Here is a 24,863-nt window from a genome sequence, read left to right as displayed (position 1 = left end):
ACATATGTGCCGGATATGCTATAATAGTTAGAATTGATTAAGGGACCACACCTGTGCGTTCCTTATTTCTTTGTTTACAAACAAATGACCTGCGTATTTGATGATATAGAATGTATTGAACGGAATGACTCGGAGGAATATTATTGGAAAATAAACGTTTAAAAACAAAAGCTACTAATGTCGTGTCGTTTGTTCCGAATGGTGATTATTATTACAAGAAAGCTTTAAAGGCAATTGAACGAGACGAAATGGATAAAGCATATAAATTTATAAAGCGCGCGGCGGATTTAAGTCCGGATGACGCGCATGTGTTACTACAGTACGGGATACTTGAAATGGAACTGCAGAATTTTGAGCATGCATATGAGCTGATTCACACAGCCTATAGTTTAGAGCCGAATGAATCCGAAATCATTTTCATGCTGGCGGAAGTGTCGGGCTGTATCGGTCATATTGCTGATGCCCAAAAATACGCAGCCCAATATTTAGAAATGGAACCAAATGGCGCATATACGGAAGACGCCTCCGAAATATTGGAGTTTGTCGACTATGTGGGCGAAGAAATGGAAGACATGGACGAATTTGATGGGGCGAAGCATGTGGCACAGGAAAAGGCACGCCGTTCTATGGAGCAGGGGGACTTTAAGACGGCAATCGAAATGCTGGAGCAAATCATTGAAGAGTATCCTGACCTTTGGAATGCCTATAATAACCTTGCTTTAGCTTATTTTTATGTCGGAGACGCGGAACAGGCACGCGCACTTTTATATCGAGTGCTGCGGGAAAACAAAGGTAATCTTCATGCACTTTGCAATTTGGCCGTATTTGCGTATTACGAAAAAAACAGTGAAGAGCTGAACGAACTGGTCGGTTTATTGAAGAAAATCCAACCGTTCGATTGGGAAAACCGTTATAAGCTCGGTGCGACATTTGCGTTAATCGGACAATATGAAGAGGCCTATAGATGGCTGCGTTCAATGAGTAAAAAAGGCTATGATGGAGAGCCTGGATTTTATTTCTGGCTTGCCCAGTCAGCCTACTTCTCGGGACATGAATCCATTGCAAAAGAAGCCTGGAAAATGCTCATTCAGTTGGATCCATCAAAAGAAGGAACGGAACCGTGGGCAAATGGTGAAGGTTCTATTTTACGGAATTCCGCGGAAAACCATCGTGACTTCATCATTCGTCAACTAACAGATGAGCATCAGTCAAGTCGAATATTTGGCATGTTTTTATTGAAGCGGTCTGCACATAAGCAAGAGATTGTCGCACACCCTTCTCTTTTAAATGTCTCGAATTTTACGGCTATCGAAAAGCTATGCATGGCGTATGCACTGGATTATGATTTCAGTGACGGCAGCAAGGAAGAACAGCAATTCCTGCGTTTTATGGAAGTTGCAGAACTGATTACAGAAACGAATGATTCGATATCATTGGAAGTGGCGCAAGTGTTAAGTACATGGTTTGCACTTGGGGAAATCGCATACGAACAAGGCTATACGTTCAAAAACCGCGCGGCGCTGGCTGCTGCTGTTGAATACTCGTTCCATACGGCACTGGAACACAAAGTGACGAAAAAAGCAGTTGCGGGTAAATATAATATTTCGACTGCCACATTATCGAAATACAATGATGAATTATATGAATTTGTACCGTCGGACTTTGAATAGGCAGTATATTTGTATTTATCCAAGCAATCTTATACGATAAAAATATATAAAAGGTATACGTAAGAGGAGGATCTTCATGTCAGAAGAAAAAATTTATGATGTAGTCATTATCGGAGCGGGTCCAGCAGGGATGACTGCTGCGGTATATGCATCACGCGCTAACTTATCAACATTAATGATTGAACGTGGGATTCCCGGCGGACAAATGGCTAATACAGAAGCAGTGGAAAACTACCCTGGCTTCGATACAATTTTAGGGCCTGAGCTATCGACAAAAATGTTCGAGCATGCGAAAAAATTCGGTGCTGAATATGCTTACGGTGATGTGAATGAAATCATCGACGGTGAAGAATATAAAATTATCATTTCTGGTAAAAAACAATATAAAACACGCACAATTATTATTACAACAGGTGCAGAATACAAAAAACTGGGCATTCCTGGCGAAACAGAGCTTGGCGGCCGCGGTGTAAGTTATTGTGCTGTATGTGATGGCGCATTCTTCAAACAAAAGAAACTGATCGTAATCGGCGGGGGCGACTCTGCAGTTGAAGAAGGTATTTACTTAACGCGCTTTGCGGATAAAGTAACAATCGTACACCGTCGCGATAAACTACGCGCACAAAAGATTATTCAGGACCGTGCATTTGCCAATGAAAAAATTGACTTCGTCTGGAACACAACAGTAAAAGAAATTCATGAAGTTGACGGTAAAGTAGGGAAAGTGACGTTAGTTTCAACAGTTGACGGCACTGAAACGGAAGAGGCTGCAGATGGCGTATTCGTATATGTTGGCATGCTTCCATTAACAGCGCCATTTGCTTCTTTGAATATTTTAAATGAAGCAGGCTATATTGTAACAAACGAAAAAATGGAAACGGCAGTTCCAGGTATTTATGCAGCGGGCGATGTTCGTGAAAAAATGCTTCGTCAAATTGTTACAGCTACAGGTGATGGCAGTATTGCAGCTCAATCAGCTCAACATTACGTGGAAGAAATAAAAGAAAAAATAAATCAATAATTCTTTAACACAAATGTAATCATATCGTTACAAAATAAGGGTATACTAAAAGTGGAATTTGTTTTAACCCCCTTATATTTTTATCCTAAGGTTGTTTCAAGCGGTTTACGCTGAAGCAACCTCTTTTTTTGTGGCTTTCCGGCATAAATGTTGACATTATAAATGAAACGCTTGCTTTTACTGAATGCATAGGACAAGGTATAATAGAAATAAGCTTTAGAAAAACACAATTCGCTTCACATAGCGAAATTGTGTCTTTACTTATGTGGAATTCGTGAATATTATATATTCACTTATCCATTAAATGAAAAAGTTGAGGTGTTGTGTATGCAACGTATTACAAATTTACTCGCTATTAAAGATGGTCAAGTATTATTGCTGCAAAAGCCGAGAAGAGGCTGGTTTGTGGCACCGGGTGGGAAAATGGAGCCAGGAGAGTCCATCTATGACTCCGCTATACGCGAATTTCAGGAAGAGACAAATCTAACACCAAAAGACGTTCATTTAAAAGGCGTATATACAATGGTTATTAAAAATGGAGATACAGTCGTCGATGAGTGGATGCTGTACACATTTATTGCAACAGATGTTGAAGGGACACCATTTGTCGAAACACGGGAAGGCATTTTAAGCTGGTATGAAATTGATCGTTTAAAGGATCTTCCGATGGCAGCAGGTGACCGTACGAATTTATTATTTGCAGCATTAAATAAAGGTACACAATATGGTACATTTGAATATACAGAGGATTTTGAGCTAATTAGCGAAAAAATTCAAAACTCGACGGAACAAAACTAGAGGAGATGAAATAAGTGGCTAGTTCGAGCTATACACATGAGTTAGTTATTATTACAGGAATGTCAGGGGCGGGCAAAACGGTAGCAGTTCAAAGTTTTGAGGATTTAGGTTATTACTGTGTAGATAATTTACCTCCGGAGCTTTTAACTACTTTTTTAGCGCTAATGAAGGGTTCCGAAAAAAAGATTTCACGTATGGCGGTTGTCATGGATTTACGTGGGAGAGAATTTTTTGGCTCATTGATCGAATCGCTCGACGCACTACTGGATGAAGAAGATATTTTACTCCGTATTTTATTTTTAGAATCCGATGATGCCACATTAGTTCGCCGCTATAAAGAATCACGCCGATCACATCCGCTTGCACCTCAGGGATTACCGCTGGAAGGGATTCAATTGGAGCGCGAATTGCTCTCTGAAGTAAAAGGTCGCGCCAAATCAATCGTCAATACTTCCAAGTTAAAGCCACGCGAATTACGTGAACGTATCGCCCAGGAATTCAGCAATATGAGCAGTCCTACGTTTTCACTAAACATTATGTCATTTGGTTTTAAGCATGGTCTGCCGATTGATGCGGATTTAGTATTCGATGTCCGTTTTTTAAAAAATCCTTACTATGTTGAAGAGTTACGGCATAAAACAGGGCTGCAAACAGAAGTTTCCTCTTACGTACTGGCAACGGAAGAAACACAACAGTTAATAGCCAAACTGACGGACTTGTTCACATTCATGATCCCCCATTACCGTAATGAAGGCAAATCACAGCTTGTCATCGCTTTCGGCTGTACGGGCGGACAACATCGCTCGGTTACACTTGCTGAATACTTCGGGAAGCTATTGGCAAAAAATGATCAAGTCATCGTTACACATAGAGATATCAATCATAGGAAGGATTGATGAAATGAAAAAAAAGAGAACAAGAATCGTCGTAATTGGCGGGGGGACAGGCCTTTCTACAATTTTACGCGGCCTAAAGCAACATCATTTTGATATAACGGCCATCGTGACGGTTGCAGATGACGGTGGCTCTTCTGGACGTTTGCGGGATGACTATGATATCCCGCCGCCAGGAGATGTGCGAAATGTAATTGCCGCATTATCAGATGTAGAGCCGTTAGTAGAGCAAATGTTTCAATACCGCTTTTCCCAATCAAACGATTTAGGCGGTCATTCGCTCGGGAATTTGATGTTGACTGCTTTAACTGAAATTACAGGTGATTTTAACCATGCGATTGCTGAAATGAGCAAAGTACTGAATGTGCACGGAAAGGTCATTCCAGCAGCGAATAAAAAGGTTACATTACATGCCGAATTAGCGGATGGGTCAGACATTATAGGAGAGTCTAAAATTCCATCAGGCCATGCACCGATTAAACGGGTATACTTGGAGCCGAGTAATCTCAAACCTTTACCTGCTGCAGTTCATGCGATTGAACGGGCAGATTTTATTTTGATTGGACCTGGAAGCCTTTATACGAGCATCATTCCGAATTTATTAGTTAAAGGAATCGGGCAGGCAGTTATTCGTGCAAAAGGTGAAAAGATCTACATTGCGAATTTAATGACACAGCAAGGTGAAACGAGAAGTTTTACTGCCTCACAGCATATTGAAGCAATTCATGAGCATGTAGGAGAAGCATTTATTCAATCGGTACTGATCAATGAAAAGGAGCTGCCTCCTTCGATATACGAAAATTACCGTGAAGAAAATGCCGAACCTGTAAAGTTTGATATTGAAAGACTGCAGGAAATGGGCATCAATATTATTCCAAAAGAGATTGCGCTTATTGAAAATGGAACAGTACGCCATGATGCGGTAAATCTCGCCGAGTGGCTATGTGAATATACAATACAGAAAAAACAAACGATGCAAGAATAGTAGTATTGAAAGAAACGCTACATAGGTTGCTAGGAAAGGGGGAGCGAATCCATGTCATTTGCATCTGAAACTAAGAAAGAACTGACGCAAGTAGAAGCCGGTGATAGCAGTTTAAAGGCTGAAGTATCTGCCCTTATACGGATGAATGGTTCGTTAAGTTTTGCGAATCGTCAAATAAGCTTAGATGTACAGACAGAAAATGCGGCAATCGCACGTCGGCTTTATACAATTGTAAAGAAGCTTTATCCATATAATGTCGAGTTGCTAGTTCGAAAAAAGATGCGTCTTAAAAAGAACAATGTGTATATATGCCGTGTTCGTGAAGGCGCACGGGAAATTCTTGCGGATTTAGAAATTGTCTCAAATTCATTTGAGTTTAATCATACAATCGCCAAATCAATCATACCGAAAGAAAATGAACGCCGTGCTTATTTACGTGGTGCCTTCTTGGCGGGAGGCTCGGTGAACAATCCGGAAACCTCTTCCTACCATTTGGAGATTTATTCTTTATATAAGGAGCACGGGGAAGCGTTGGCAGAGCTGATGAACCGATACGATTTAAATGCGAAAACGATCGAACGTAAAAAAGGCTTTGTGACGTATTTGAAAGAAGCCGAAAAAATTTCGGATTTTATGAATTTAGTCGGTGCTGTACAGGCAATGCTGAAGTTTGAGGATGTACGGATCATAAGAGATATGCGTAACAGTGTGAATCGTATCGTAAACTGTGAAACGGCCAACTTAAACAAAACAATAGGCGCGGCGTTGAGGCAAGTGGAAAATATCCGCTATATTGATAATGCGGTAGGTCTTGATCAACTGCCGGAAAAACTGCGTGAAATAGCACGTCTTCGTGTGGAATATCAGGACGTGACGTTAAAAGAGCTCGGTGAAATGGTTTCAACTGGCGTTGTCAGTAAATCAGGCGTCAATCATCGTCTGCGCAAAATCGATGAAATCGCGGATGCGCTCCGTCGTGGAGAGAGTATTTAAATTCACATAAAGGTACGGAGCAAGTCGACGAGGCGTAAAAGAAAAAATTGGTAATGATTTCATAAAAGATGTTTCCAATTGTTGTTCTTTTCGGACAATTTCGTTAAGATAAACTTAGAAGCGATGAACGGTTGTGAAAGGGAGTATTTCAACATGATTGAAAAACAAGTAGAAGTAAAGTTAAAATCGGGCTTACAAGCAAGACAGGCCGCTTTGTTCGTCCAAGAGGCGAATCGTTATAAAGCAGATGTCTTTTTACAAAAAGATACGAAAAAAGTGAATGCAAAGTCGATCATGGGCATTATGAGCCTAGCTGTTGCAAAAGGCACAGTTGTCACATTATGGGCAGACGGCCATGACGAAGAAAAAGCGATCGACTCACTACAACTTCTAATTGAAAAAGCGGATTAAAACAAAAGGATAAAGCGCCCGTTCAACTCCGAGTGGGCAAAACGCCACATCCTTGTGGCATGCCCCCAATGACTCACATCGTGTGAGCCCAAGCCATTGGAGGGCCCGACGCAAAAGTAAAAGCTCCACCACTTTTGCATGAGGGACCGAACTGGCCAAGGAATTGGCGCTTTATCCTGGACGTGGACAAATATATTATTTAAGCGTTAAACAAAGTACGATAACGAATTTTATTTACAAAACAAAAGCACAGCTGTTCAGTATTTTTGAACGGCTGTGCTTATTTTTTGAACACAAAAAAGCATACAAGATGAATCTTGTATGCTTGAATGGATCGATTATTTTAATTGGTTACGCTCATAAATTTTATCGATAAGACCGTACTCTAATGCTTGCTCTGCAGACATGAAGTTGTCACGATCTGTGTCGCGTGCCAACGTTTCGTAATCTTGGCCACTGTTTTCAGCCATGATGCGGTTTAATTTTTCACGTAAGTGTAAAATACGTTTTGCAGCGATTTCGATTTCTGTTGCTTGACCTTGTGCTCCGCCAAGTGGTTGGTGAATCATTACTTCTGCGTTTGGTAAAGCAACACGCTTGCCTTTTGCACCAGCAGAAAGCAGGAATGCACCCATTGAAGCAGCCATACCGATACAGATTGTTGATACATCAGGTTTGATGAAGTTCATCGTATCGTAGATCGCCATACCTGAAGTGATAGAGCCACCTGGTGAGTTGATATACAGGTAGATGTCTTTATCTGGATCTTCAGCTTCTAAAAATAATAGCTGTGCTACGATTGAGTTCGCAACATTATCGTCAATCCCACTACCTAATAAAATGATGCGGTCTTTAAGTAAACGTGAATAAATGTCATATGCACGTTCGCCGCGGTTTGTTTGTTCAATAACTGTAGGAATTAAGTTCATTGAAAAATCCTCCCTTTGTTAAAGCTTATATTCGATTACTTTTGCTGAAATTGACAAATATTTCAGCTGTAAACCTATCATACACGTATTAGTCAGTTATGGTCAAATATAAACTCTGATTTTTACAGTTGAAAATAAGGGGTTCCATCTGTATAATGAAAAAAGTTGCTCATATACTTATATGTCCTCGTGGTGTAATGGATAACACTTCAGATTCCGGTTCTGAGGCTGGGGGTTCGATTCCCTCCGAGGGCGCTTTCTTTTTAAAGATTATTATTGATCAGCATGAAGTAAAAATAATCTTTCTCTTCCATTTTTCTACAGTTTATTTTTAACGCTACACTATAAGTTTCCGAAACTAATCTAATTTAAACGCTCTTCACCTAAAAAATAAAATTTCTTTTTAAAAAGCACATTTTCTACTTGAAATATATGTAGAAAATTAGTACATTATTAAATGTTGTGTTTTTACAAAACTAGTTAGATAGACCATACTATCATGTCCTTTAGGGGGCACCATTTTACTGTTTTAATATACGTTTCAATATCAATTGCAAAAATCATCTGAGATTTTTTTGCAATGGAGAATGAAGTTTCAGCAGGATAGAAGGAATCACTGTACCGGTTCTTTTTATCCTTCATTCGTTCTCTGAACTAAATAATAATCCAAGGCTGCATGAGAGGGATTTCCTCTTATGCAGCCTTTTTCATTTTAGTTAAAAATTACCCGGCAGATTAACATTTATTTTAAAAAAACAGGGAATATATGTAATGATAAAAGAGCCTTTTTGAAGGAGGAAATACAATAATGAAATAGTAAACGAGTGAATAAATATTAAATTATATGCAAATATACCGTCAATTTTGTTATAATAATTCATCGTACTGCAATAATAATCAATTTTTTAAAAATTAAATGTTGTATATTAATTGTGTAATTAATATAATTGAACATGTTATTAACAAAAAAACTACTACATCCAGGAGGATATTCATAATGAGTACAAGAAAACTATTTAAATGGGCAGCACCTTTAGCCGCAGCTTCAATGATTTTGACAGCGTGTGGAGCTGATGAGTCTACATCAACAGGGGATAAAGAATATAAGAAAATTGTTGCAGGTACGGAAGCTACATATGCACCATTTGAATATTTAGACGATAAAGGAAATGTTGTCGGATTAGATTCAGAGATTTTAGCAGCGATCGGCGAAGAGATGGGCATTGAAACAGAAGTGAAGAATGTAGGCTGGGACTCAATGATGAGCCAAGTAACAACTGGTGAAGTGGATATGGGTGCAGCGGCTATTACAATTACAGATGAGCGTAAAGAATCATATGACTTTACAGATCCTTATTATGAAGCGACTTTATTGATCGTAACAAAAGAAGGTTCGACAGTTGCATCGTTAGAGGATATTAAAGACAAAAAAATCGCGGTGCAAATTAATACGACAGGTCATATCGCAGCACAGGAACTTCAAGGCGTTGCAAGCTCAAAAATTTTGGCTTATGAAAACTTCTCTGTTGCTTTAACAGAAGTGCTGACAGGTGCAGCAGATGCCGCTATCGGTGATAATGCAGTAATTTTAGATTACCTTGAAAACAATCCTGATTCAGGCTTAAAAGCGGTGGAAGATACTTCATTTGAAAAAGACTACTTCGGCTTTATGGTGAAAAAGGGCAACAAAGAGCTATTGGATATTTTAAATGAAGGTCTTCAAAAAATTAAAGACAACGGCAAGTTAGCTGAAATTACAGGTACGGAAATCGAATAAGCAACATTTTAATTTATTGGAGGGTTTCAGATGGATTTTTTTGATTTTTTCCGTTGGGATATAATCTGGAACTACCGTGAACTATATGCAAAAGGACTTTGGGCGACTATTGTTTTAACAGCATGTGGTTATATTGGTGGTATCATATTCGGTCTAGTTTTAGGATTAGGCCAGGTTTCAGCAAAAAAATGGATTTACTGGCCGGCTAAAATATATGTCGACGTATTCCGTGGTACGCCAATGCTCGTACAATTATTATTAATTCACTTAGCTGTTATTCCAACTATTTTTGGAACATCACAAGGTTGGTGGGTATCGGGTATTGTCGGCCTGATTTTAAACAGTGCCGCATACAATGCAGAAATTTTCCGTGCAGGGATCCAGTCGATCGACAAAGGTCAAATGGAAGCTGCAAGATCTTTAGGGTTAACGCAAAGCCAGGCGATGCGCAAAGTTATTTTACCGCAGGCGTTCCGTCGTATGATTCCACCTTTAGGGAATGAATTTATCGCACTATTAAAAGATTCTTCACTTGTAACGGTAATCGCCGGAGCCGAAATTTTATACGTAAGTAAAGTTGTAGCCGGAACGTATCAGCGTTTCTGGGAGCCGTACTTATTCGCGGCGTTCCTATACCTTGTATTGACGTATGCTGTAACGAAGCTCATTGCATTTATCGAAAAACGAGTTGATATTAATTACAACCCACGTAAGAAAAAGGAGCGCGCATAAATGATTAAAGTAGAAAACTTACACAAGCATTTTGGCAAGCTCGAAGTGTTAAAAGGGATCGATTATGAAGTACATGAAAAAGAGGTAGTTTGTGTTATCGGGCCATCCGGTTCTGGGAAATCAACGTTTCTTCGCTGCATGAACTTGCTGGAAGAAGTAACGGATGGTGCAATCTATATTGAAGGTACTAAAATTAATGATCCGAAAACAAATATTAACGAGATCCGTACAGAAGTAGGAATGGTGTTCCAGCAGTTCAACTTATTCCCGCATATGTCGGTCATCGATAATATTACGATGGCTCCAATGCAAATTCGCCAACTGAACAAAGCCGAGGCCGAAAAACTGGCACTGGAGCTATTGGATAAGGTCGGTTTGCGTGAAAAGGCATATAACTATCCGCAGCAGTTATCAGGCGGTCAGCAGCAGCGTGTAGCGATTGCCCGTGCGTTAGCGATGAAGCCAAAAGTGATGCTGTTTGACGAACCAACGTCAGCCCTCGACCCGGAAATGGTAAAAGAGGTTTTGGAAGTAATGAAAAACCTTGCAAAAGAAGGTATGACAATGGTTGTCGTAACGCATGAAATGGGCTTCGCACGTGAAGTGGGCGACCGTGTACTGTTCATGGATGGCGGCTATATCGTAGAGCAAGGCCACCCGGATGAAGTATTCGGCAACCCGCAAAACGAACGTACAAAAGCCTTTTTAGGAAAAGTTCTATAAATGTATGGAAACTATCTTCTATTATGTTGAGTAGTAGAAGATAGTTTTTTATATTTAGTAGAGAGCACAGATGGTTGGAATGTAGGGGAGACGACTCCTAGAGGAATCTTTATAAATTAAACTATCAGAAGATTTAGAATTGCATATTGTGTGGCTTTACTAAAAAATGTATAATCTTAACAAAAATAGAGGGGGTTTTATAATGTTCAAAACAAAGAAGTTTTTAATAACAATGCTGCTCATGACATTAACAATCATTTTAGCCGCATGCGGTACAGCAGACGATGAAACATCAGGAAGTGCAACATCTGGAGAAGGTGACGGTAAAAAGCTGCTAGTCGGAACAGAAGCAACATTTGCCCCATTTGAATCGATGAACGATAAAGGTGAAATTGTCGGTATCGATGTTGATATTATGAAAGCAATCGGTGAAGAAATTGGTTCGGAAATTGAATTCCGAAATGTAGGTTGGGAGCCGGTATTCCAACAAATTACGAATGGTGAACTGGACTTAGGTGCATCAGGCATCACAATTACAGATGAGCGTAAAGAAACGTATGACTTCACAGATCCATATTATGAAGCGTCATTAATGATCGTTGTGAAGGAAGATTCAACAATTAAAACATTGGATGAGTTAAAAGATCAAAAAATCTCTGTTCAAATTAACACGACAGGCCATATTGCAGCACAAAACCTGCAAGGGAAATCAAGTTCAAAAATTTTAGCGTATGAAAACCAGCCAGTGGCATTCCAGGAAGTAATCAATGGTGCAACAGCAGCAGCGTTTGGCGATAATGCAGTTGTTATCGAGTACTTAAAGAACAATCCGGATTCAGGGCTAAAAGCAATTGAATCGGATCAGTTCGAAAAAGAGTATTACGGCTTCATGGTGAAAAAGGGGAACACGGAATTACTGAACCGTTTAAACGAAGGTCTAGCAAAAATTAAAGAAAACGGTAAATTAGAAGAAATTACAGGTCAGAAGATCGATTAATAGCAAACACAGGCATGAAACCTTTTGGAAAGGAATTCATGCCTGTGTTTTTATTTTATATTAGAAAATTCTTTAACCGAATCGCTCTGGAAAACAAGTTTGCGTCCCTCCCCATTTTCGTTGAGGGGGTTTTGTATTGATTTAAACATTGTTGAAAAATTGCGTCACAATACCTTTTATCATATCCGTATGCATAGCAGGCATCATGGTTTAGGCAGCAATTGTCTACTGCATTCGTTGGTGCACCAGGTCCGCTGCAGCCCGGTCCGCAGTAACGATAACCAGGGAAGCAGAAACCCACTGCAGGACGTCTCATCATCATCCCACCTCCTTATAGTAGGTACCATATAGTATGTTCACCTAATAAGAAAAGGAGGGCAAAACTATTGATTTCATCATAAAAACCTTTACTTCACACTAGCAGACTTAACGGGTGAAACCGAAGATTCGGCTACTTTCAATATTGCATTAACAAGGACATCTGCACCTTTTGAACATTCCTCGTAGGAAGTATATTCATCTTCCCGGTGACTATAGCCTTTCGCACTTGGAACGAAAATCATCGTAGAAGGAATGTACTCGGCCATAAATTGAGCATCGTGGCCGGCACCGCTGAACATATGATGGCGTGAATAACCTAGTTCATCTGTACTTGATGCTACAGCGTGGACAACTTCCGGTGCGAAATACACCGTATCCCGGCTCCATAGTTTTTTGTAGCTCAGCTCGCAATTTTCAATTTCTTTCGGCAAGTCAAAAATGATTTGCTCCACTTGTTGAATGACAGCCGGATCTTGATGGCGGGATTCCAACGAGAATGTTACTTTACTCGGGATAACTGTATGAATATTCGGGTAGGCATTGATGCGCCCGATTGTATAAACAAGATCTTCAGGAAGCTGTTTTAATTTATTTTGTAGGATGGAAATGATTTGCATTGCAGCAAACATACTGTCTTTACGCATGGAAATAGGGGTAGTGCCCGCATGGTTCGATTCGCCGGTTAACGTAATATCATAGCATACCATGCCAAGAACGCCTTCCACGACACCGATCTCTTTTTTGTAATGTTCCAGCACGGGACCTTGTTCAATATGAAGCTCCAAATAGGCATGTGCCTCTGTCAGACGGTTTGCGACATCACCTTCATAGCCGCTTTCTTTCAGGGCTTGTTCAAATGTCACGCCTTTACGGTCTGTTGAAGCGAGCATCTTTTCCTTTTCGAATTTTCCTGAAAGTACACCTGAAGCCATTAATGACGGTTCAAAACGTGCACCTTCTTCGTTTGTGAAGTTTACGATCGTTATAGGGTGATTCAGTTCGAGTTTTCCATCAATAATCGTTTGGACGGCTTCCAGTGCAGTTAGAACACCAAGCACTCCATCGAAGCGTCCGCCTTTAATGACTGAATCCAAGTGTGAGCCGATGACAATCGGTAAATTATCGGAGTTGGAAGGAAGTGTTGCATACATAGTGCCCATATCATCAACGGTTACGATCATACCAAGCTGTTCGCAAATTTCCTTGAACTTGTTGCGCGCAAGAATATCTTCGGGAGATAGGCTTAAACGTGTGACACCATTATTTTCAGTTGCCCCAAATTGGCTAAATAATTCAATCGTGTTTTGAAGTCGTTCGCGATTTGTTTTTAACATAAATTTCCCCCTTAAATTCAATAATATATAAACATTAGCACTAGCATATAGGAAATTAATATATACTTAATGTAAAATGATACAATAATTGTATGGACGAATTGTTAATGATAGGGGGCTGCTTATGTTAACCGTAAAAGAAGTTCTTAATCGAAAATACTTTGAATCGGCGAAGGTCGTCGCAGGTCAAGCCGGCTTAAACAATAAGATCAAATGGATTCATATATTGGAAGTAACCGATGTGAAGCTGCTTATAAGAGGGAATGAACTGATTCTGACGACGGGTGTCATTTTAAAGGATAATGAACAAGGCTTTTTGAATTTTGTGAAGCAGCTTAGCGAATTACATGTAGCCGGACTTTGTATTGAGCTGGGGATGTACATTCAAACCGTTCCGGAAAGTGTCATCAGTCTGGCAAATGAACTGGATTTTCCGCTCATTGTTTTTCAGGAGATCGTCCCGTTCGTCGGTATTACGCAAGATTTGCATACAGCAATCATTCATCAGCAATACGATATTTTAAGGCAGCTCGAAGATTATTCCCAGAAGATTAACAACTATGTTCTGAAGGTGAATGACAAAGTAAAGATTTTGCAGTATATGCAAAAGTATTTGAATGTGGATATTTATTTTGATGTGAAAAAAGGAACAAGTCTCGCAATCCCGGATAAAAAGATTGAAAATTGCAAAAAGTATATTGATAGTTTAGGCAGTAAATATAAAGCGAATATTGAAGTGAATTTATTTGATCAATTGTACGGCACGGTCTATATATACTCTGAAAAAAGAGAAATGACTGAGTTGGATTTGCTCATTTTGGACCGCACTGTTGTTACACTGTCGCAGTTTATTTTAAGAGATTTATATATCGAAGAAAAACTCGAAAGCGAAAACCGAAAGTTCTTTGAAAAATGGCTCGATGGTGAAAACAGCGATGATGAGTTGCTTTATTTTATAGAAGAAATCGATCAAAAATTGAAGCATAACGGCTGGATGGTTATGATTCATCAGCTGAGAAGGAAAAATGCGAAAAAAGATTTAACAAATTACAAAATCAATCTTCGTCAGGCATTGCAGAAGGAAGGATTTTACACATTTATTGTCGAGCAGTCCCAATATTTGATTTTCATCGTAAACGATCTGGCGCAGGGAGCTACGTATAAAGAGCGGATGAACCGCGTGATGAATGAGATGATCCAGCAAAATAAACAGGATATGCTTATAGCTGTTGGGAAATATGTTTCGCATTACAATGAATTGAAAGAAAGCTATCAAACAGCGCAGGAAACCCTTCAGATCCGGATGAAACATATGGAGCATTCATATTTCTACGATGAACTGGTGCTGTACCATATGGTGAAAGTGCTGCAAAACAACAGCAGTCTTATGCAGGCAGCAAAGGAAAAAATCGAAAAGCTTAGTCAGTATGACAGCAAGCATAATGCGAATCTGATCCAAACGCTCGATGTGTATTTTCAGTGTAACGGACTAAAAAAGGAAACCGCCGAAAAACTGTTCATCGTCCGCCAAACCCTTTATCACCGCCTGGAAAAAGTGGAGCAGATCATCGGCAATGATTTTATGAAATACGAAAACCGCCTCTGCCTGGAAATCATGCTCCTCATGACGAAGCATAATTATTATGAAGGTGTGAAGGTGTGAAGGTGTGAAGGTTTGAAATGTCCGTGATTTAGAAAGCTCTTTGACCTAAATGTGAAATCGAGGCAAACATCCATTTTACACTATGTATAATGCCCTTAATCTTCCGATAAGCGAAAATAGAAATAGAGTTTAGGAATGTAGGAGGGAAATGCATGAGCCAATATGTAGAGTATAACTGGAAAGCAAATGACGAAAAACATGTATGGCACTCGATGAAGCCTTATAACCCGGAAGCGACATTTATCGTTGAACGCGCGGAAGGGGCTTGGCTGACAGACATCGATGGCAATAAATATTTAGATGCAATGGCAGGGCTTTGGTGTACAAATATTGGTTATGGTCGTAAGGAAATTGCCGACACTGCTTATGAGCAAATGCTTAAAAATTCATATACACCGCTAACGAATGGGCACATACCAGCGATTTTACTGAGCCAGAAAATCAGCGAGCTGCTTGGTGAGGAATATGTAGTCTTCTATTCTAACAGTGGATCGGAAGCAAATGAAGTGGCGTTTAAAGTGGCAAGACAATATCATCAGCAAAAAGGTGATACGAACCGCTATAAAATCATTTCCCGCTACCGTGCATATCATGGGAGTTCAATGGGCGCTTTGGCTGCGACAGGCCAAGCGCAGCGAAAATATAAATACGAGCCGCTTGCACCCGGATTTTTACATGTAGCACCACCTGATCAGTACCGTAATCCGGAAGAAGCAGTAAACGGCGATGCAACGACATTGCCTAGTGTGAAAAACATTGATCAAGTGATGACTTGGGAAATGTCCGAAACGATCGCCGCGGTTATTATGGAGCCGATCATTACAGGTGGCGGTGTCATTGTGCCGAATGAAGATTACTTGAAAGGCGTAAAGGAAGTGTGCGAGAAACATGGTGCGCTCTTGATTGTTGACGAGGTCATCTGTGGCTTCGGGCGTACAGGTACAGCGTTCGGATTCCAAAACTATGGCATTAAGCCGGATATTGTGACGATGGCTAAAGGTTTGACAAGTGCCTACATGCCATTATCAGCAACTGCGATCCGCCGCGAAATTTACGAGCAGTTTGTCGCGAATGGGGACTATGAGTTTTTCCGCCATATTAATACATTTGGCGGTTCACCGGTCGCATGTGCAGTGGCATTGAAAAACATTGAAATTATGGAGCGCGAAAATTTGTTCGAGCAATCCGTTGTACTCGGAGAATCACTTAAACGCACTTTGAAAGAAAATTTAGAGAATCATCCTTTTGTAGGCGATATCCGCGGAAAAGGATTATTGGTCGGTATTGAGCTTGTTGAAAATAAAGAAACGAAAACACCGCTTGATGTCGCGCGTGTAAATGCAGTGATTGCCTACTGTAAGCAGAAGGGTGTCATTATCGGGAAAAACGGTGTAACGGTAGCGAACTTCAATAATGTATTAACACTGTCACCACCGCTTTCAATTTCATTGGAGGAAAAGGACCTTATCGCCAATACAGTGATTGAAGCAGTGAACAGTATTAAATAAAGGGGGATCTTCATAATGACAGAAGCAGTTTCGGTAAAAAAATTAACACATTTTATCAATGGGGAATTGGTCGAAGGGAAGAACGACAACTATTCGAAAGTTTATAACCCGACGACAGGCGAAGTAATTGCCGAAGTTCCGATTGCGACAGCTGAAGAAACACGTGAAGCCATTGCAGCAGCAAAAGCGGCTTTCCCGGCATGGCGTGATCTGTCTGTTGCGAAGCGTGCTGAAGTGTTGATGCGCTTCCGATTTTTACTGACAGAAAATATGGATCAGCTGTTGGACATTATTTGTACGGAGAGCGGGAAAACGCTGGAGGATGCGCGCGGTGAAGTGACACGTGCACTGGAATCGGTTGACCTGGCAATCGGTGCACCTCATTTAGTGAAAGGGGAATATTCGGTAAATGTAGGTGGTCAAATTAATGCCTACTCTGCGAAGTACCCTTTAGGTGTCGTTGCAGCGATCTCGCCATTTAACTTCCCAATCATGGTGCCGTTAGCGCAAACATCGATGGCAGTCGCTGTTGGGAATGCGGTTATTTTAAAAGCATCCGAAAAGGTGCCGATGACTTCGTTGTTTGTCAGTGAGTTATGGAAAAAAGCAGGATTGCCGGACGGGATCTGGACAGTAGTAAACGGCAGTAAAGATGCGGTAAATGAGCTGCTGGAAAACCCGACTGTTCAAGCGATTTCATTTGTCGGCTCTACGCCTGTTGCAAAATATATTTATGAAACGGGTTCAAAATACGGCAAGCGCGTTACTGCTTTAGGCGGCGGGAAAAATAATATGGTCGTTATGCCGGATGCGGATTTAGAGCAAGTGGCGAATGCGTTTATAGGTGCTGCATATGGCGCGGCTTCCCAACGCTGTATGGCGATTTCTACAATTATGCCGGTTGGTGAAGAGACGGCTGATCGACTTGTTGCGATTTTGAAAGAGAAAATCAGCAACTTAAAAGTTGGCAGCTATAAAGAAGAAGGCACGGATTTTGGTCCGGTCATTTCGAAAGAGTCGAAAGAGAATATTTTGAAAGCAATCGATTTAGCTGAACGTCAAGGTGCGACGGTAGTAGTTGACGGCCGTGAGCTGGATATCGTGAAAAACTCGGAAGGCTTCTTCGTAGGTCCGACATTGCTGGACAATATTACGAAGGAGATGGAGATTTTCGATGAGGAAGTTTTCGGTCCGGCTCGTAATGTCGTGCGCGTAAATTCGCTTTCGGAAGCGATTGATTTCATTAACGGCCAGGATTTGGCAAATGGGGTCACGATCTTCACGAATGATGGGGCGGCGGCGCGCAAGTTTACAACGGAGATTGATGTCGGGATGGTCGGCGTCAATGTGCCGATTCCAATCCCTGTCGGCTATCATAACTTTGCCGGCTTTAAAGGATCGCGCTTTGGTGAGGGGCATATGTTTGGTCCGGATCAGGCCCGATTCTTTACAAAAACGAAAACGGTATCGGAACGCTGGCCAGATACAACAGAAACGACAGCATCGACATTCGCTTTCCCTAGCAATAATTAAAATACATGCAGAAACAGCCTGATTCCGGATATGGGGTGAGGCTGTTTTTGTTTTTATTAGGACAATAAGGTTGGGTATTAGAAGGAGTTTGCCGATACTGATTTAGGCGCGGGTAGAGGCGGATTTATATTTTATTAGAACATTTGTTAGGGCTATTAGAAGAAGAGGGCAGTTTATTAGAACAGTTAGGGTGTTTATTAGAAGAATGGGCGTTAATTGGGTTGGCGGACGCAGATTTAAGCTCGGGTGAATGCGGGTTTATAGTTTTATTAGAACATTGCCGGCGGATATTAGAAGAAACGGTGTGGCTATTTGATGATTGGGAGAGGATATTAGAATATTGCGCACACATATTAGAACAATAGAACGATATATTAGAAAATCCAAATTTTATTAGAACAAATAAAAATATATTAGAACATCCTCCCGATATATTAGAAAACCTTCTTAGGCACCCCGCTCCTATGTGAAAACTGATACATTATGTTAGAAAAACTTACACAAAGATAGCATATATCCTTACAACTTTTAACCTTTTGTCTAAAATATTTGCGGAAAAAATTACCTTTTGTATATTAATTTTAGTCGAAATATTCAGTAAAGTTATATATATGAAGGATTCACAAGGATTTACTAACGGAAAATATTTATTTAAATTTTTTTCTGTTAATTAGATATTATGTTACTAATTGTTACATATAATACTTTATATTAAATTATATGCTTAAAAACTAGTAAATATTCTCAAAAGTTGGTTCTACTAGGATGCACTTTGGTTTTTCATTTTTTCAATAGAAATTACTAGAAAACTAGGAGGGTTCATATGAAAAAGATTATTACTGGGGGAACAATTGTTACTGCTGCGGATACGTTTAAAGGGGATGTGCTGATTGAGGACGGAATCATCACTCAAATTGCAGCAAAAATAGATGATGCGGAAGCGGAAATTATTGATGCAACAGGAAAGCTTTTATTCCCGGGTGGTATTGACCCTCATACCCATCTCGATATGCCGTTCAACAACACGGTAACGGATGATGACTGGCAATCAGGAACGATTGCTGCGGCATACGGAGGAACAACGACGATTATCGATTTCTGTATTAGTGCAGGCTCGCCAACATTGATGGATGCAATCGATACATGGCACGGCAAAGCAAAAGATAAGGCTGTAATCGACTACGGCTTCCACTTAATGATCGGTGATTTAAATGAAAAGCGCCTGCAGGAATTACCGGAAGCCCTGGAAAGAGGCGGGATCAGCTCGATCAAAGTGTTCCTTGCATATGCGAAGGAATTCCAGGCGACGGATCGGACGTTATTCCAGGCATTTAAAGTCGGGAAGAAGCTTGGCGCAACGGTTATGGTCCATTGCGAAAACGGATCGGTTATCGATGAATTAGTAGAAGAAGCGAAAGCGAATGGCCAGACGGAGCCGATTTATCATGCGCTAACTCGTCCGCCAGAAGTAGAAGGCGAAGCGACGAAGCGTGCGATTGAGCTGGCAAACTTGGCTGGAGCGCAATTATATGTCGTGCATGTAACGTGTAAAGAAGCGGTAGATGAAATCATTTCGGCACGTAATAAAGGCTACAACGTGTTAGGTGAAACTTGTCCACCGTATTTAGTGCTTGACCAGACAGCATTGGAAAAGCCGAACTTTGAAGGTGCAAAATACGTCTGGTCACCGCCGTTACGTCCTGTAGAGCATCAGGAAGTATTGTGGAATGCATTGAAAGCGAAACAGCTGCAAACAATTGGTTCGGATCAATGTTCATTCAGCTTCAACGGCAAGAAAACATTAGGGAAAGATGACTTCTCGAAAATCCCGAATGGCGGGCCGTTTATCGAAGACCGTTTCTCTGTACTGTATTCAGAAGGTGTTGCGAAAGGCCGCATTACGGAAAACGAGTTTGTCGATATGATTTCAACGCAGTCTGCGAAGATTTTTGGGCTATTCCCTAAAAAAGGAACGATCGCGGTCGGTTCGGATGCGGATATCGTATTATTCGATCCGACAGTAAAACGTACGATCTCTGCAGAAACACATCATATGAATGTGGACTACAACGCATTTGAAGGGCTGGAAGTGACGGGTGAGCCAACAAGTGTGCTAGTACGCGGTGAATATGTCATTCAAGATAAAAAATTCGTCGGACAGCTTGGAAGCGGCAAGTATATCCGTCGTGAAGTAAAAGGTTCCACTAAAGTAACTTCATGATCAATAGCTAAAAGTAATAACAAATCAAACTGGAGAGGGTTGTTATGAAATGAGCAATAGTTTAGCGAAAAACTTTGAAGAAATATTTGGTGGCTTAACAACATACGCAGCAACTGTTGAAGCGAATCGTTGTTTGTATTGCTATGATCCACCTTGTGTGCAGGCATGTCCAACGAGCATTAATATTCCAAGCTTTATAAAGAAAATTGCTTCGAATAATATGAAAGGTTCTGCGCGTGTCATCATGGAATCAAATCCGGTAGGCGCAAGCTGTGCGCGCGTTTGTCCAACAATCGAGCTTTGTGAGGGGGCTTGTGTGTTGAACAGTGAAGAAAAACCGATTCAAATTGGTCACCTTCAGCGCTATGCAACGGATTGGCTGCGTGAGTCGAATGTCAATCTGTTTACGCCACAACGGGCAAACGGCAAGAAAGTCGCGATTATCGGAAGCGGGCCGGCAGGGTTATCTGCTGCACGTGAACTGGCATTGCTAGGTTACGGTGTGACGATTTTCGAAGCAGATGAAAAAGCGGGTGGCCTGAATTATTACGGCATCGTTTCATTCCGTCTGCCGCAAGATGTTGTGGAATGGGAAGTGCAGCAAGTACAAAACCTAGGCGTTGAAATCAGAACGAGCACGAAAATCGGCGAAGATGTATTGGTTGATGAACTGCTTGAAAATTATGACCGCATTATTGTAGCGGTTGGTATGGGGAAAGTACCGGTGCTGGGCGTTGAGGGAGAAAACCTGGATGGTGTGTATGATGCGATTGATTTTGTAAAGGAATCAAAATCTTCATTCACGGATCGAGTGCTAGGCAAAAAAGTGCTCGTTATCGGTGCCGGCAATACTGCGATTGATGCAGCGACATGTTCTGTAAGATTGGGTGCTGAACAGGTGCAAATCGTTTACCGTCGTACTTCAAACGAAATGACGGCATATGATTTTGAGTTTGATTTTGCGAAGCAGGACGGTGTTGAATTCAGATGGCTGACATTGCCGAAGCGTATCATTGGCGACGAAAACGGTAAAGTGATCGGAATGGAATGCATCAAAATGAAACTGACGGATATCGAAAATGGAAAAGGAACGTTAATGGAGATTCCTGGTTCTGAATTTGTGATTGAGGCGGATGCGGTTATTCGGGCGATCGGCCAAACGAAACAGTATGAGCTGATTGAGCATTTAGGGTTGGCAAATACACGCGGTGTGATTGATGTGGATCACCATAGCCTGAAGACATCAAATCCGAAAATCTACGCTTGCGGTGATGCGATTTACGGCAACGGGTACGGTGAGGCGACAGTCGTATCGGCGGCGCAGCAAGGCAAAGATTCGGCTTACGCGATTCATTATGAACTAAACGCAAATTCAGAAATTGCATAGGGGGAATTGAAATGGCAGATTTACGAATAGATTTTGCTGGTATTAAGTCACCGAATCCTTTTTGGTTGGCATCGGCACCACCGACAAACTCCGGCTATCAAGTGCAGCGTGCATTTGAAGCGGGCTGGGGCGGCGCAGTATGGAAAACGTTGGGGGACCCTATTTTAAACGTTTCTTCACGCTTTGCTGCTGTTAGTTTTAACGGTCAGAAGGTGGCGGGTTTCAACAATATTGAGCTCATCACAGACCGACCACTGGAAGTGAACTTAAAGGAAATTTATGAAACGAAAAAGCGGTTCCCGGACCATACGATCATCGCTTCGTTAATGGTGGAGCCGAAAGCCGAAAAGTGGCATGAAATCGTGAAAAGAGTCCAGGATGTTGGGGTAGATGGCTTCGAATTAAACTTCGGCTGCCCACATGGTATGGCGGAACGTGGGATGGGAGCCGCTTCGGGTCAAGTGCCTGAACTGGTGGAAAAGCAGACATATTGGGCGAAAGAATATGCTGAAGTGCCGGTCATCGTCAAACTGACACCGAATATTACGGATATTACTGTAACGGCGGAAGCAGCGGTACGCGGCGGTGCGGATGCGATTAGTATGATCAACACGATCAATAGTTTGGCGGGTGTTGATCTGAACTCTTGGAACACGATTCCGCATGTTGGCAATAAAGGGGCGCACGGAGGTTATTGCGGACCGGCCGTTAAGCCAATTGCACTGAACATGGTGGGCGAGTGTGCAAGAAGTCCGTATATCAATTTACCGATCTCCGGGATTGGCGGTATTTCGAACTGGCAGGACGCTGCAGAGTTCATCTTGATGGGGTCGACTAGTGTACAAGTTTGTACGGCGGCAATGCACCATGGCTTCAGCATTGTTGAAGATATGATTGATGGATTAAGCAATTATTTAGACGATAAAGGCTTAACATCGGTTATGGATTTAGTCGGCAAAACGGTACCGAAATATTCGGATTGGGGAGATTTAGACTTAAATTATAAAGTTGTTGCAGAAATCAATAATGATGTTTGCATTAACTGTAATAAATGCCATATTGCCTGCGAAGATACGTCCCATCAATGTATCGATCTGTATACAGAAGATGGCCGTCCAATGCTGAAAGTGCGTGAGGAAGACTGCGTTGGCTGTAATTTATGTTCGATTGTCTGTCCGGCAGAAGGTGCGATTACGATGAAGGAGCTTGTTCCGACACAGCCGCCGATGACATGGAATGAAAGACAGACATTAATCGCAGGATTTGCTCCAAGCAGTTCAAGTGTTGCGAGGTAGTTGGCACCAATTTTTTAAAGGCATGGATGTCAGCCTAACAGCGTCGCATTGTGCGTCAACGGCTGACTGACCCACGTCCTGTAGTCCCAAAAATTGAATAAAGAGAGGTGTAGCGATGTCAGACAGAAAAGACACAAATAGTAACTATTTAAAATCACCGGATTTACTTCCTGTCACACATGAAAATCGCAGTATTGGCATGATGGGCTTTGGTGTCATCTGGGTAGGGATGGCCATCGTACTCGCCGCATTTGCGATCGGTGCAGGTGGGATTGTTAATCTAAGTATGCCGATGCTTATCCTTGCGACATTGGTCGGTTCGATTCTAATCGGGATTTTCATGGTCATTATCGGGGATATCGGTGTAGAGCACGGATTATCGTTTCCTGTTTATATGCGTGCCCCATTCGGAACGCTCGGCACACATTTACCGTCATTTGCCCGTGCATTTACAGCATCGTGCTGGTTCGGGATCAACACGTATTTCGGGGCATTGGCGATCAATGGTATCCTGAATATTATGGTTGGTTTTGACAACTGGTTTGTATGTTTCCTTGTATTTGCGACATTGCAGTTGTTCAACGTGTCGCTAGGGATTAAATCAATTGAACGTTTCGCCGATTTCGCTGCACCGATCATTATCTTTATTTCGATTTGGATGTATTTGCAATTATCAGCTGAAGCGAAAGAGCAAGGAAAAGCAGTATGGTCTTGGGTGGAAGCTCCGCAAACAGGTTTTGAACAGTTTACGGCATTCATGGTTGTCGCGATGGCGATTATGGGCTTCTGGGCTACATTGGCTGCGGATATGCCGACGCTTTCCCGTCACTTCAAAGCACCGAAAAATGAGCGTAACTGGTTCAAACGAAATAAAACACAGTTACTTGGCTCTTTAGTAGTTCAGCCGATTTTCAATACGCTGATGATTGTCATCGGTGCGGTATGTTATATGGCGACTGGTTCAGGTGATCCGGTCAACGCACTTCAGCAAGCGGCAGGCGGTATTGTCCTAGTGATGCTGTTATCGATGATCGTATTGGCACAATGGTCGACAAATACTTCTGCGAACGTTATTCCGGCTGCGACGATTTTCTCGAATATCGGCGGACCGAAAGTACCGTTCTGGGTAGGTGTAGTCATTGCCGGTATTGTTGGAACGATTGTCCAGCCTTGGAGTTTGTTCGATATTTTAAATAGCGTTCTGCTCGTTGTAGGGGGTATCCTTTCTTCGATTGTTGGTATTTTATTCGCTGACTATTACTTGCTCCGTAAGCGACGAGTAAATGTAAAGGACCTTTATGAGGTGGAAGGGCAATATCGCTATTTAAAAGGTGTCAATGTAGCGGGTATTATTGCTTGGGTGCTTGGCGGTCTTATCGCGAATATTTGGCCATCGTTTTCTTCACTAGTCGGCTTCTTTGTGGGGGCAGCAATCTATTATGTGCTGGCGAAATACTGGTGGTTCAAGAAGTATCCGCAAGCTGAAATCGTCAATCCGAGCGATGATGAGTATTTAGGCATTACAGCGGGACGCAGCTGGGAAATTGATGCTGTTCCAGAACCGATTGGTGTAGAGCAAACAGCTTCCACAGATTAAATGTAAACGAGGTGCAATCATGTCAGAATTTCATTTTGTAGAAAAAGAAATTCAGCAAATTGATGAACTGCTTGC

General features: G+C 41.5%; 21 protein-coding genes and 1 tRNA gene. 19 read left to right on the top strand and 3 right to left on the bottom strand.

Annotated features, from left to right (window positions below):
* Positions 1–143: 143 nt before the first annotated feature.
* The 7 genes from ABS917_RS14400 (at position 144) to ABS917_RS14370 (ending at position 6,771) form a co-directional block, all read left to right on the top strand.
* Complete coding sequence (locus ABS917_RS14400) at positions 144–1,670, top strand: tetratricopeptide repeat protein (RefSeq protein WP_350479639.1); 1,527 nt, start codon at positions 144–146, stop codon at positions 1,668–1,670.
* 76 nt (positions 1,671–1,746) lie between these two features.
* Complete coding sequence (trxB, locus tag ABS917_RS14395; RefSeq protein ID WP_350479638.1) at positions 1,747–2,691, top strand: thioredoxin-disulfide reductase; 945 nt, start codon at positions 1,747–1,749, stop codon at positions 2,689–2,691.
* 327 nt (positions 2,692–3,018) lie between these two features.
* Positions 3,019–3,489 carry an 8-oxo-dGTP diphosphatase gene (locus tag ABS917_RS14390; RefSeq protein WP_350479637.1) on the top strand — a complete coding sequence of 157 codons (471 nt, stop codon included), beginning with the start codon at positions 3,019–3,021 and terminating at the stop codon, positions 3,487–3,489.
* 14 nt (positions 3,490–3,503) lie between these two features.
* Positions 3,504–4,385: an RNase adapter RapZ gene (rapZ, locus tag ABS917_RS14385; protein WP_340716338.1), complete on the top strand. Its 882-nt coding sequence runs from the start codon at positions 3,504–3,506 to the stop codon at positions 4,383–4,385.
* 4 nt (positions 4,386–4,389) lie between these two features.
* Complete coding sequence (locus ABS917_RS14380) at positions 4,390–5,367, top strand: gluconeogenesis factor YvcK family protein (protein WP_350479636.1); 978 nt, start codon at positions 4,390–4,392, stop codon at positions 5,365–5,367.
* Positions 5,368–5,418: 51 nt separating this feature from the next.
* Positions 5,419–6,360, top strand: coding sequence for a DNA-binding protein WhiA (gene whiA, locus ABS917_RS14375; protein ID WP_339173409.1), 942 nt, complete (start codon positions 5,419–5,421; stop codon positions 6,358–6,360).
* Positions 6,361–6,513: 153 nt separating this feature from the next.
* Positions 6,514–6,771: an HPr family phosphocarrier protein gene (locus ABS917_RS14370; protein WP_350479635.1), complete on the top strand. Its 258-nt coding sequence runs from the start codon at positions 6,514–6,516 to the stop codon at positions 6,769–6,771.
* Between the two features lie 338 nt (positions 6,772–7,109).
* Here the strand turns inward: ABS917_RS14370 and clpP are convergent, their stop codons facing one another.
* Positions 7,110–7,700, bottom strand: a complete 591-nt coding sequence (gene clpP / locus ABS917_RS14365; RefSeq protein ID WP_339173403.1) for an ATP-dependent Clp endopeptidase proteolytic subunit ClpP — start codon at positions 7,698–7,700, stop codon at positions 7,110–7,112.
* A 183-nt stretch (positions 7,701–7,883) separates the two neighbouring features.
* Between clpP and ABS917_RS14360 the strand changes: the two genes are divergently transcribed.
* The 5 genes from ABS917_RS14360 (at position 7,884) to ABS917_RS14340 (ending at position 11,929) form a co-directional block, all read left to right on the top strand.
* A tRNA-Arg gene (locus tag ABS917_RS14360) sits at positions 7,884–7,955 on the top strand.
* A 742-nt stretch (positions 7,956–8,697) separates the two neighbouring features.
* On the top strand, positions 8,698–9,477 hold the full coding sequence (locus ABS917_RS14355) for a basic amino acid ABC transporter substrate-binding protein (protein ID WP_350479634.1): 780 nt from the start codon (positions 8,698–8,700) through the stop codon (positions 9,475–9,477).
* Positions 9,478–9,507: 30 nt separating this feature from the next.
* Entirely contained in the window at positions 9,508–10,209 is a 702-nt protein-coding gene (locus tag ABS917_RS14350) for an amino acid ABC transporter permease (RefSeq protein ID WP_350479633.1), read from the top strand.
* Positions 10,210–10,932: an amino acid ABC transporter ATP-binding protein gene (locus ABS917_RS14345; protein WP_350479632.1), complete on the top strand. Its 723-nt coding sequence runs from the start codon at positions 10,210–10,212 to the stop codon at positions 10,930–10,932.
* A 202-nt stretch (positions 10,933–11,134) separates the two neighbouring features.
* On the top strand, positions 11,135–11,929 hold the full coding sequence (locus tag ABS917_RS14340; RefSeq protein ID WP_350479631.1) for a basic amino acid ABC transporter substrate-binding protein: 795 nt from the start codon (positions 11,135–11,137) through the stop codon (positions 11,927–11,929).
* 55 nt (positions 11,930–11,984) lie between these two features.
* Here the strand turns inward: ABS917_RS14340 and ABS917_RS14335 are convergent, their stop codons facing one another.
* Positions 11,985–12,248: a Parvovirus coat protein VP1-like protein gene (locus ABS917_RS14335; RefSeq protein ID WP_350479630.1), complete on the bottom strand. Its 264-nt coding sequence runs from the start codon at positions 12,246–12,248 to the stop codon at positions 11,985–11,987.
* A gap of 88 nt (positions 12,249–12,336) precedes the next feature.
* Positions 12,337–13,584, bottom strand: coding sequence for a Zn-dependent hydrolase (locus ABS917_RS14330; RefSeq protein ID WP_350479629.1), 1,248 nt, complete (start codon positions 13,582–13,584; stop codon positions 12,337–12,339).
* 124 nt (positions 13,585–13,708) lie between these two features.
* On the opposite strand from ABS917_RS14330, the gene ABS917_RS14325 reads away from it, so the two are divergent.
* From ABS917_RS14325 to ABS917_RS14295, 7 genes are all read left to right on the top strand, one after another.
* On the top strand, positions 13,709–15,247 hold the full coding sequence (locus tag ABS917_RS14325; RefSeq protein WP_350479628.1) for a PucR family transcriptional regulator: 1,539 nt from the start codon (positions 13,709–13,711) through the stop codon (positions 15,245–15,247).
* A 152-nt stretch (positions 15,248–15,399) separates the two neighbouring features.
* A complete protein-coding gene (locus ABS917_RS14320; protein ID WP_350479627.1) occupies positions 15,400–16,755 on the top strand; it encodes an aspartate aminotransferase family protein in 1,356 nt (451 codons plus the stop codon).
* A gap of 15 nt (positions 16,756–16,770) precedes the next feature.
* Entirely contained in the window at positions 16,771–18,288 is a 1,518-nt protein-coding gene (locus ABS917_RS14315) for a CoA-acylating methylmalonate-semialdehyde dehydrogenase (RefSeq protein ID WP_350479626.1), read from the top strand.
* 823 nt (positions 18,289–19,111) lie between these two features.
* A complete protein-coding gene (gene hydA, locus ABS917_RS14310; RefSeq protein ID WP_350479625.1) occupies positions 19,112–20,509 on the top strand; it encodes a dihydropyrimidinase in 1,398 nt (465 codons plus the stop codon).
* Between the two features lie 49 nt (positions 20,510–20,558).
* On the top strand, positions 20,559–21,896 hold the full coding sequence (locus ABS917_RS14305) for an NAD(P)-dependent oxidoreductase (protein WP_350479624.1): 1,338 nt from the start codon (positions 20,559–20,561) through the stop codon (positions 21,894–21,896).
* Between the two features lie 11 nt (positions 21,897–21,907).
* Positions 21,908–23,191 (top strand): NAD-dependent dihydropyrimidine dehydrogenase subunit PreA, encoded by a 1,284-nt coding sequence (gene preA / locus ABS917_RS14300; protein WP_350479623.1) that lies wholly within the window; start codon positions 21,908–21,910, stop codon positions 23,189–23,191.
* Between the two features lie 115 nt (positions 23,192–23,306).
* Positions 23,307–24,788: an NCS1 family transporter gene (locus tag ABS917_RS14295; protein ID WP_350479622.1), complete on the top strand. Its 1,482-nt coding sequence runs from the start codon at positions 23,307–23,309 to the stop codon at positions 24,786–24,788.
* The last annotated feature ends 75 nt before the right edge of the window (positions 24,789–24,863 follow it).

The sequence above is a fragment of the Solibacillus sp. genome, assembly GCF_040273735.1.
In the GTDB taxonomy this organism is placed as follows: Bacteria; Bacillota; Bacilli; order Bacillales_A; family Planococcaceae; genus Solibacillus.
Note: the sequence above shows the minus strand (reverse complement) of the source record. Positions and strands in the feature narration are given on the sequence as shown.